We start from the raw sequence: 8,864 nt of genomic DNA, 5'->3' as shown, positions 1-8,864 counted from the left end.
GGTAAATCCAGGTCGAGAATTTCTGTGACGGATCATAGGTGCCCATAAATCGCCACGCCGCTACGAAAGCGTCCTGAACGACGTCCCAAGCCTCGTCGCTGCCGCGCATGGACCGATGCACGTAGCGATAGAGCGGTTCTTTGTACCGGTGCATCAGCTCGGTAAAGGCGCGTTCCTCACCTGCCGCTGCTGCCGCTGCAAGGTTGGCATCTGTTCGCTGTGTGTTGGGCATGTGCTCATGCCTCCAGCTTTCTCGGCGCGTTAACAGGCCCAGCAAAAAATGCTTTCCCCTATGCTCCGGGACATAGGTCGCACACCCTCATGACGTGGTCGATTGTGGCATCTTGTAGCACCTCAAATCTTATTGGGGAGATCAGTCGATCACGGCTTCCAGCGGGAAACGCGTCCACATTTGGAACGACGGTGCCGCGACCCAGGATTCGGCACGGTAATCTCTCGCTCCGGCAACCCTGTCAGATCGACCGTCTCTGGCTACCGTCGCATCTGACATCACTTCAATGGAACCGACAGGCACGCCCAGAGTGTGCCTGCGCACGATTATCCTCCGTTGCCAGGCCCGCATTGAAGGTTACGGCCACGTCCAGCGTGACGGACCAACTTGTTTATACCCCGCGTCGCTTAATGTGATCATGCGCTTCGGCGGCGTTCAATTCCCGGGTCGAGTTCCCTGCCCTGACATAGTATTTAGATGTGTTCGAGACCGACATGAAAATGGGCTCTGGCGATTTGTCGACCAACACCCAACAAATGATTTTTTCCTCAATAACAGGAAACCGACAGCGGACATGTGTCGCCGCTACAGCACCCAGATGCGTTTGCAATACGCTAATGAAGGCACGCTCAAAGCCATCCGGGTTTTTGTGCCGGATCGTCTCAAAATCCGCTTCAAGGCCTGTGATAGTGCCATCATCGCCCACGCCAATCAGCAATCGCCCGCCGCGATGATTCATCAGACCCGCCACGGTCTTGGCGATTACGGCTTCGAGGCTTTTATTGACGCGCGCCTCCTGAATGTCCCATCTGAGACTTGATTTGAACTCCGTGACCTCATTCTCCCCGCCCTGCACCACGCTTGGCAGCGCGGATTGGAGGTCCTCCAACAAGCCCTCATTTCGATGAACCTGAACCGCCAGTGCATTTGTGAGGATTGAAAAGGCTACGCCAATTACACCGCCCAGAACGGCGAAGATGCCATTCATCGCGAGAAAATTGGGGCCGGGAACCTGGCTCAAACGCGACTCGGCAAAGCTGCCAATCCCGTCATGGTTTGCCAGCAGCAGGTCCCGGAACTCCAACCACACCACGAGCATGTTGATCGGATGAAGGATGATGACCCCGACGACGGAGCCGACCACAGCATAGAGCACGCCCTGCCGCCCTGGATCGTAGGGTGAGCCCAGGTGCAATTTGTGAAAAAGTTTACCGAGCATCGGACCCGCCTTTCAATGCTTGTTCGACATAGGATTCGACGACATCGACCGCGCGCCTATTCAAGCGAAGCTCTTGCCAGCCTCAACCCGCGACGCATCAAGCGTCGAGACAGGCATCGAGGGCGAAAATATCACCGCCACCGCGATCGCCGCGGGCGATGGACAGAGCACCGGCAACGCGCTGTCCGCCCGGCGCCCCAAAACCTGCCCTCTGAGCCTGCAAGAGCATGAGCCGTGTGTCCGGCCCAAACTCATGCAATACCTTGGTGGCCGCCGCGAAGTGTCTCATATGCGATATCCTCCAGTTTGATTGAGCCAAAGTTGCCGCGATCAAGACTTCTGCAGTCCAAAGCTATTACGGCTGGCATCATGTCTCCCCTCAGCCGACAGACCGAAGGTGACAAGCCAACCATCGCACCGTCCATGGAGCGCTCATGTTCAGAGTGAAGATCGCTGCGCGAATCGCGAAGCCCGCGCATCACGCACCCCGCCGGAGATCAGCCCACCCCCACATGACACCAACGAGATTTCCCGCCCCAATCTGAAGGTGCCGTCCGCACGAAGCGCAGGCGCGTCTAAGGACGCCTGATAGCGATAATTTAAGGGTTCGCCGCTTCACGTGCGTAACCGTTAGGTGAAGCGACCGCATGGAGATGACCAATGGCCATGAAGAACCTGACAGCGATCATCAGCCCGGAGATGGTGGAGCCGGTTGAGAAGCGCCTGCGCCACCTGGGCGTTCCGGGGTTGAGCCTGTCTCACACGAAAGGCTATGGCGCATACAAGAATTTCTACCAACGCGATCTGATGACGACACACGCCCGGCTGCAGCTTTTTCTTGAAGAGGAGCGTGTTGCAGAGGTCATAGCGGCTCTACGTGAAGTGATGGGGCCCGTGGGGGATAACGGGGGTATCGTGTCCGTTTCGCCAATCGAGGAGTTCTATCACCTTTGACAGGAAGTCACTTGGACTCCCCGCCACCGGGGTCCGGCGGGGCGTGCGAAAAGAGATGGGCGGTGTGTAGCGTCACTGGCCGGTGCCGCAGCGCATGCTCCGAAAAGTCGTTGGCAAGGCGACCCGCCAAAACACCTGTTCCAACCAATCGATGAGTTCCCCGCGACCGATTCCGCTCCGCGGGACCACGCACCAAAGACCAGGACGAGCGGTTCATATTGCCCCTGCCGACTTAGCTGGTTCACGCGACACCTACTGCTCATCATGATTTGCGTGCCTCAAAACTACGGAAGAGAACGTCTTCGAATTTGCGGGCCAACCGATCTCGAAATCGTACGCTTTTCACAGCCAACGGTTCGGTACATGACAGAAGGCATGACCATAGTGGGGTGCCCCGGACAAAGGGGCACCCCGCAATGTCAAAATTGAACCGATCGTTCAACATCAAAAACATACGCCACTCCAGATTCGCCATGGCCCATGCTGGCCTGGTCCTCCAGCAAAGTGAGCGCCTCATCGATCCTGTCGGGTTGGCAAACGAATTCGATTTTTATCTCCGATATGACCCGCGTTCCCAGGGAGGTCGAGTACTCAACCTCCTGAATATCAAAAGCCGCCAACATACCTTTGACATCAACGATAGATAGCGGTCCGAAGTTTGCTCGAACGAGTGCCTGCACCACGTCAGCAGCGCGGGCTCGGTGTACATAGGCTTTCACTTCTTTCATGGCTTTGCCTCCTTATGCGCAAGCGCGCGGGTCTCCATCCATTCGTAAATCGTTGGAATGAGCAGGAGCGTAAGTAGCGTTGACGTGATCAATCCGCCGACGACGACAGTCGCCAATGGCCGTTGCGTTTCCGCCCCAACGCCGGATGAGATGAGCATGGGTATCAAACCGAGGATAGCCACACTCGCGGTCATCAATACTGGCCGAAGGCGCATTTCAGCCCCCTCGCGAACCGCGTCGCGAATTGAGCGTCCCTTGGCCTGTAGATCGTTCATAAAGGACACGATGACGATCCCGTTGAGCATCGCCACCCCGAACACCGTGATGAAACCAATCGCGGACGGCACGGAGAGATACTGACCCGTAATGAACAAGGACAGCAGACCGCCGATCGTGGCGAACGGTACATTCGCGATAATGAGCGCCGCGAACCGAAGTGAGTTGAATGCTGTGTACAAAAGCACGAACACGAAGAAAATCGTCACCGGAACGATGATCCCAAGTCGGGCCATGGCGCGTTGCTGATTTTCGAATGCCCCGCCCCATTCGATCCAGTAGCCGGCGGGGAGATCCACCCGATCTGCGATTAGAGCGTTTGCATCTGTGACAAAACCGTCCACGTCACGGCCTTGCACATCCATCTGGATCACCGCATATCGCTGCAACTGCTCGCGGCGAACGAAGGAATAGCCCTCCGTAACATCAATATCCGCAACACGTGACAGGGGCACAACAGCGCCACCGGGCACAGTGATGGGAATGTTCCGGATTGCCTCGACGGACTGACGCGAGGCATCGTCCAAACGGACCGTGATATCGAAACGCCTCACCCCATCGATCATCGTGCTGACTGGTTCTGCGCCAATGCCGGTGCGAACGAGCGTCAGGACATCATCCGCGTTCATGCCATATCGCGCCAAAGCCTCGCGATTGACCTGAATTCTAACCTGGGGCTTGCCCAAATTAGCTTCCAGCGCCAAATCGGCGACCCCGGGCACATCGCCCACAACATTCAGTATCTCGGCACTCAATCGGTCCAGTTCGGCGAGGTCCTGGCCATAGAGTTTGATCGCGAGCGTGGAGCGAACACCGGAGATCAACTCCTCAACCCGCATCTGAATGGGCTGAGTAAACGCAACAACCGACATCGGCGCCGCGACCTCCAGCCGTTCGCGCATTTCCTCGGCGAGATCGGATACTTCACGGCGCACTGGCCATTCACTTTGCGGCCTCAGCGCGGTGTAGATTTCCATATAGTTGACATCCGCAGTTTCACCGTTTTCCGCCCGACCGATCATCGCAATTGTCGTTTCCACTTCAGGAAACTCCGCGAGTGCCAACTCAATATCTTCTGAGATGGCGATGGACTGATCGAGTGAGGTCGACGGCAAGGAGGTGACCCGCCACATGATGGAACCTTCTTGAAGTTGCGGCATGAACTCTTTTCCGAGAAACGGAAAAAGCGCCAAACTCCCGATCAGACAGGCGACCGCGATACCTACAGCAACACGTTTCTGGTTGAGGCAAAAATCAAGCGCGGGTCGATAACCTCGCTTGATGAAGCGCACTAAGAATGTGTCGCGCTCAGGCTTTGGCTTCAGGATGAGGGATGCCAAAACAGGAATGACAGTGAGGGAAAGGATCAACGATCCCGCCATTGCAAAGGTGATGTTGAATGCCATTGGCTTGAACAACTTTCCCTCGAGGCCCTCAAGCGAGAACAAGGGAAGGAAAACCACGATGATAATGATGATCGCGAAGGTGATCGGATTGGCCACCTCACGGGCTGCCTGCAATACCGCCGCGGTGCGGTCCACCTTCCCTCCGCGTTCAAGCTCTTCGGCCATGATGCGAAAAGAATTCTCCACCATCACAACGGCGCCATCAACCATCATACCAATGCCGATAGCCAATCCGGCAAGTGACATAAGGTTGGCAGACAATCCCGCCTCCTGCATTCCGATAAAGGCAATAAGCATGGCCAAGGGGAGCGCGGTGATGACAACAATCGCCGACCGCAATTCTCCCAGAAAGAGAAAGAGTACAACGGCGACGAGAATGGACCCCTCAATCAGAGCACTCGTCGCTGTATCAACCGCCTCGTCGACAAGTTCGGTGCGATCATAAATCGGACGCACCACCACACCCTCTGGCAGAGCGCTTTCGACAACCTCCATTCTTTCCTGCACTGCGGCCACGACGTTGCGGGCATTCTCACCGACACGCGACAATGCCATGCCGAGCACAACTTCTTCGCCATCACGCGTGACGGCACCAAATCTCAAGGCGGGTGCCTGAGTAATCTCAGCGATATCGCGCAGAAATACAGGCGTGCCGTCCACAACGTTCAACACGATCGACCCGATATCTGCTTCATCGCGAACGAGGCCGAGCCCGCGGACCAGGAACTGCTCTGAGCCCTGATCAATATATTGCCCTCCGACTTGTCCATTGTTGGCCTGCACGGCCTGCATCACCTGTGTGAAGGTCAACCCGTACTCGATCAAAGCACGCGGATTGATGCGGATCTGATATTGCCGTTCCTGCCCGCCCCACGACATGACGTCATCCACACCCGGCGCGGTGCGGAGAATAAGTCGCACACTCCAATCTTGAAGTGTGCGCAGGTCCATGTCGGAAATATCTTCCTCCAGGACCCCGTCGGCTCGCTCCAGAGTGTACCAGAACACTTGTCCGAGACCGGATGTGTTCGGTCCCATTTGAGGAGTTCCGTACCCCTCCGGCAAACGCGCACCGACTTCCGCCAGTCGTTCCATGACGAGGCGTCGCGCAAAGTAGATGTCAACATCGTCCTCAAAGTAGACCGCAACATATGACAGTCCGAAGAGGCTGACCGAGCGAATTTCCTGCACGTCCGGCAGCCCGGCCATGCTGGATTCAACCGGGAATGTTATGAGTTGCTCGACGTCTTCGGCAGCCAATCCCGGCGATTCCGTATAGATGTTGACCTGGATCGGTGTGACGTCAGGAAAGGCATCAATCGGGATGGTCCGGACGGCATTCAGACCGAGAAAGGCGACGACGAGGAAGGCGATGAGAACCAGAAATTTGTAGCGAAGGGAGAATTCAACGAGTTTGTTCAACATGACGCGCCCCTAGTGACCATGACCTTCGCCCATTTCGGAGCGAAGCAGGCGTGATTTGAGAAGAAAGGTTTCGGTAACCGCGATCCGTTCGCCGGGGCGAAGTCCTTCGATGATTTCGATGAAGTTTTCGGACTGCAGACCAACGCGAACGGCGCGCATTTCGAAACCCTCATCGGTTTCCACAAAGACGACAGATTGGCCCGATACGCTTTGAATCGCAGATGCTGGCACCCGCAACCGCGAGACCGGGTCCTCGATTGCGATGCGCACCGACACGAACATTCCCGGTCGCAATCCGGTTGTCGCACTTTCAAGAATTATTCTGGCACTTCCGGTACGCGTGCTCTCACCCAGTTGCGGGTTTACGAATGCAATGGTCGACGATGCTAATACTTGACCGCTCTGATCGACGATCTCGACGGCGCTGCCCGCACGAACTCGCGACATGTCATCGCCGTAAACTGCCGCATCAACCCAGACGCTGCTGGTGTCGGCGATGACAAAGGCAGGTTCACTTTGCCCCGCGGTCAGGGTCTCGCCCAAAACCGCATGGCGTTCAATGACGGTGCCTGAGATCGGCGCGACCAAATGATACTGCGTCAATGACGCACCAGATCCGGATACCGACAACTGCGTGAGGGCGACGCCGAGCGTTTCAAGTTGTTGCCCCACTGCGCGGACTTCGATCTGTGCTTCGTTCAAGGCTTGACGAGCATCCAGGAAGTCCTGCTCCCGCGAAATGCGGTTCTCCCAGAGACGTTCTTCACGTTCGAACGAAGTCTGTGCAAGTTGCAGACGTGCTCTCGCCGATAAATAGGCCGACTTGGCGTCCGCCAACTCGCGACTCTCGAGCGTAGCCAACACCTGTCCTGCCTCGACAACATCCCCCTCGCTGGCCGCGACGTTTTGAACGATGCCCGGAATGCGCGGCGAGACGTGGGCGACCCGGTCCTCATTGAACCGAACCTCGGCAGGGACATTGATCGATTGGATGATTTGGCCGTGGCTCACTGCTTCGATCTCAATATTGAAGGACTGGAGCATGGCGGGCGTGAGTTCGAGATGCTGGCCTTCTTCAGCGACATCCGCAGGCGCGTCACTGTGACCGGCCTCATCGTGGCTTTCAGCGCTGCCTTCTGATGCCGCGCGCGGCGAGCAGGCAGTGAGGGCAAACGTCGATGCCGAGAGTAGCAAAAGTACGAGTATGGTTTTCCGGTTCATCGAGAAGCCTCCAATTGGTGGGCGTCGGCGAGGGCACGAAGCCGTGTTCCGCCGGTCAACAGGTCTATTTGGATCGTAGCGAGATGCACGCGCGCCGCTGCATCGATAGCGCCAGCACGCAATTCGAAGAATTGCCGCTGAACATCAAGAAAGTTCAGAAGGTCAATTTGCCCTTCGTGGTAGGCCATTCGTGCGCTCTCAAAGGACCGCTCTGCCGCAGGCAGGATACGCGTTCTGATAGCGTCAAGCTCATTCCTGGCGGCCGCCCATTCTGTGTAGCTCGAAGCGAAATCGCCCAGGAGTTGCCGCCGCACACTTCCTTCGGTTAGTCGCGCTGCCGTTTCACGTCGTCCGGCCGCTGCTATCGCGCCCTGGTTTCGATTGATCACTGGAATTGGGAGTGAGATTGATGCGACGAGTGCGGTGTCTTGCCCGCCGGCGAGCCGCCGGACACCCAGCCCCACGGTAGCGTCCGGGATGGCATCTGCCCGGGCACGGCCGACATCCGCACGTCTTATGTCGGTCTGTGCGGCGGTCAGCAGCAGTTCAAGGCTGGAATCCACCGCGTCGGAATCCAGCACCTCAAGATCGCCGATGCCGCTGAGGGCGTCGGCGGCTTCCAGCCTAGTGCTGTTCGAAAATTCTTCTCCCAGCATCATGAACAGTCGTCGCAGATTGGATATCTGCTGCAATTGTAGAGAAACCAGTTCGGATCTGACGCGCGCCGTCACGACTTCAACCCGTTGCTGCTCAATCGGCGACGCCCGACCAGCTTCCACCCGTCGATTGACGGCATCGGCCATCTGATCAGTCAAGGACACGACTTCGGCTTGTAGCGAGACACGCTCGCTGGCCGCAACAGCGAGCACATACTCGCTGGCTGTCGTCGCAAGCACGTCGGTGAGAACGATTTGAGCCCGTATTCTGGCGGCATGGACTTCTGCATCCGCGGCACGGCGGGCATAGAAAAGGTCTCCGCCGAGACGCACTCGCTGAGAGATGCCCACGGTAGTCTCAACCTGATCAGTGCCACGGCGATCTGAGCCGAAATTTTCGACATCCACTGACAGGTCTGGATTGTCCCAGAGCGACGCTTGCATGGCGTCAGCCTCACTCCCGGCCAGCTCTTCACGAGCAGCCGCAAAGCGCGGGCTTGATTGCACTGCCGCGTGGAGCGCCTGCGGCAGTTGGAGGGTGGTATCGGATCCGCTCTGTGCGGCGGAGGGGGCTGCGATGAGTACGGCGCACAGCATGGCCATAAACATCAAGCGCACGGGCCCATCGGCCTGGCGCACGGCTAAATTTCGCATGAATGATCCTTCGATCGTTGCTGAATGAAACTAGTGGAAGTGCTAGTTCAGAGCGTCGATCGGAGGCGGTGTGGGAGGGCCCGCGTGCCGCGT

The 8,864-nt window shown here is 57.3% G+C and carries 8 protein-coding genes; 1 reads left to right on the top strand and 7 read right to left on the bottom strand.

What is annotated here, in order from left to right; genetic code table 11:
- The 3 genes from AAC023_RS03780 to AAC023_RS03770 all read right to left on the bottom strand — a co-directional run.
- On the bottom strand, positions 1-232 hold a 232-nt coding region (locus tag AAC023_RS03780; RefSeq protein ID WP_339738280.1), incomplete at its 3' end, for a sigma factor.
- Between the two features lie 391 nt (positions 233-623).
- Positions 624-1,451: an ATP-binding protein gene (locus AAC023_RS03775; protein ID WP_339738278.1), complete on the bottom strand. Its 828-nt coding sequence runs from the start codon at positions 1,449-1,451 to the stop codon at positions 624-626.
- A gap of 97 nt (positions 1,452-1,548) precedes the next feature.
- Positions 1,549-1,740 (bottom strand): hypothetical protein, encoded by a 192-nt coding sequence (locus AAC023_RS03770; protein ID WP_339738276.1) that lies wholly within the window; start codon positions 1,738-1,740, stop codon positions 1,549-1,551.
- Positions 1,741-2,111: 371 nt separating this feature from the next.
- On the opposite strand from AAC023_RS03770, the gene AAC023_RS03765 reads away from it, so the two are divergent.
- A complete protein-coding gene (locus tag AAC023_RS03765) occupies positions 2,112-2,405 on the top strand; it encodes a P-II family nitrogen regulator (RefSeq protein WP_339738274.1) in 294 nt (97 codons plus the stop codon).
- 419 nt (positions 2,406-2,824) lie between these two features.
- Here the strand turns inward: AAC023_RS03765 and AAC023_RS03760 are convergent, their stop codons facing one another.
- The 4 genes from AAC023_RS03760 to AAC023_RS03745 are packed head-to-tail and all read right to left on the bottom strand — an operon-like array spanning position 2,825 to position 8,771.
- On the bottom strand, positions 2,825-3,133 hold the full coding sequence (locus tag AAC023_RS03760; RefSeq protein WP_339738272.1) for a P-II family nitrogen regulator: 309 nt from the start codon (positions 3,131-3,133) through the stop codon (positions 2,825-2,827).
- Entirely contained in the window at positions 3,130-6,240 is a 3,111-nt protein-coding gene (locus AAC023_RS03755) for a CusA/CzcA family heavy metal efflux RND transporter (protein WP_339738270.1), read from the bottom strand. Before AAC023_RS03755 ends, AAC023_RS03760 begins: the two co-directional genes overlap by 4 nt.
- 9 nt (positions 6,241-6,249) lie before the next feature.
- Positions 6,250-7,461, bottom strand: a complete 1,212-nt coding sequence (locus tag AAC023_RS03750) for an efflux RND transporter periplasmic adaptor subunit (RefSeq protein WP_339738268.1) — start codon at positions 7,459-7,461, stop codon at positions 6,250-6,252.
- A complete protein-coding gene (locus AAC023_RS03745) occupies positions 7,458-8,771 on the bottom strand; it encodes a TolC family protein (protein WP_339738267.1) in 1,314 nt (437 codons plus the stop codon). Before AAC023_RS03745 ends, AAC023_RS03750 begins: the two co-directional genes overlap by 4 nt.
- Positions 8,772-8,864: the final 93 nt, after the last annotated feature.

The organism is uncultured Maricaulis sp. (genome assembly GCF_963976135.1).
GTDB lineage: Bacteria > Pseudomonadota > Alphaproteobacteria > Caulobacterales > Maricaulaceae > Maricaulis.
This window is presented reverse-complemented; position numbering and strand designations above follow the sequence as displayed.

Excerpts from the sequence above, each read along its gene's own strand:
- AAC023_RS03775 (WP_339738278.1), bottom strand. The coding sequence starts at position 1,451 with ATGCTCGGTAAACTTTTTCACAAATTGCACCTGGGCTCACCCTACGAT.
- AAC023_RS03770 (WP_339738276.1), bottom strand. The coding sequence starts at position 1,740 with ATGAGACACTTCGCGGCGGCCACCAAGGTATTGCATGAGTTTGGGCCG.
- AAC023_RS03765 (WP_339738274.1), top strand. The coding sequence starts at position 2,112 with ATGGCCATGAAGAACCTGACAGCGATCATCAGCCCGGAGATGGTGGAG.
- AAC023_RS03760 (WP_339738272.1), bottom strand. The coding sequence starts at position 3,133 with ATGAAAGAAGTGAAAGCCTATGTACACCGAGCCCGCGCTGCTGACGTG.
- AAC023_RS03755 (WP_339738270.1), bottom strand. The coding sequence starts at position 6,240 with ATGTTGAACAAACTCGTTGAATTCTCCCTTCGCTACAAATTTCTGGTT.
- AAC023_RS03750 (WP_339738268.1), bottom strand. The coding sequence starts at position 7,461 with ATGAACCGGAAAACCATACTCGTACTTTTGCTACTCTCGGCATCGACG.
- AAC023_RS03745 (WP_339738267.1), bottom strand. The coding sequence starts at position 8,771 with ATGCGAAATTTAGCCGTGCGCCAGGCCGATGGGCCCGTGCGCTTGATG.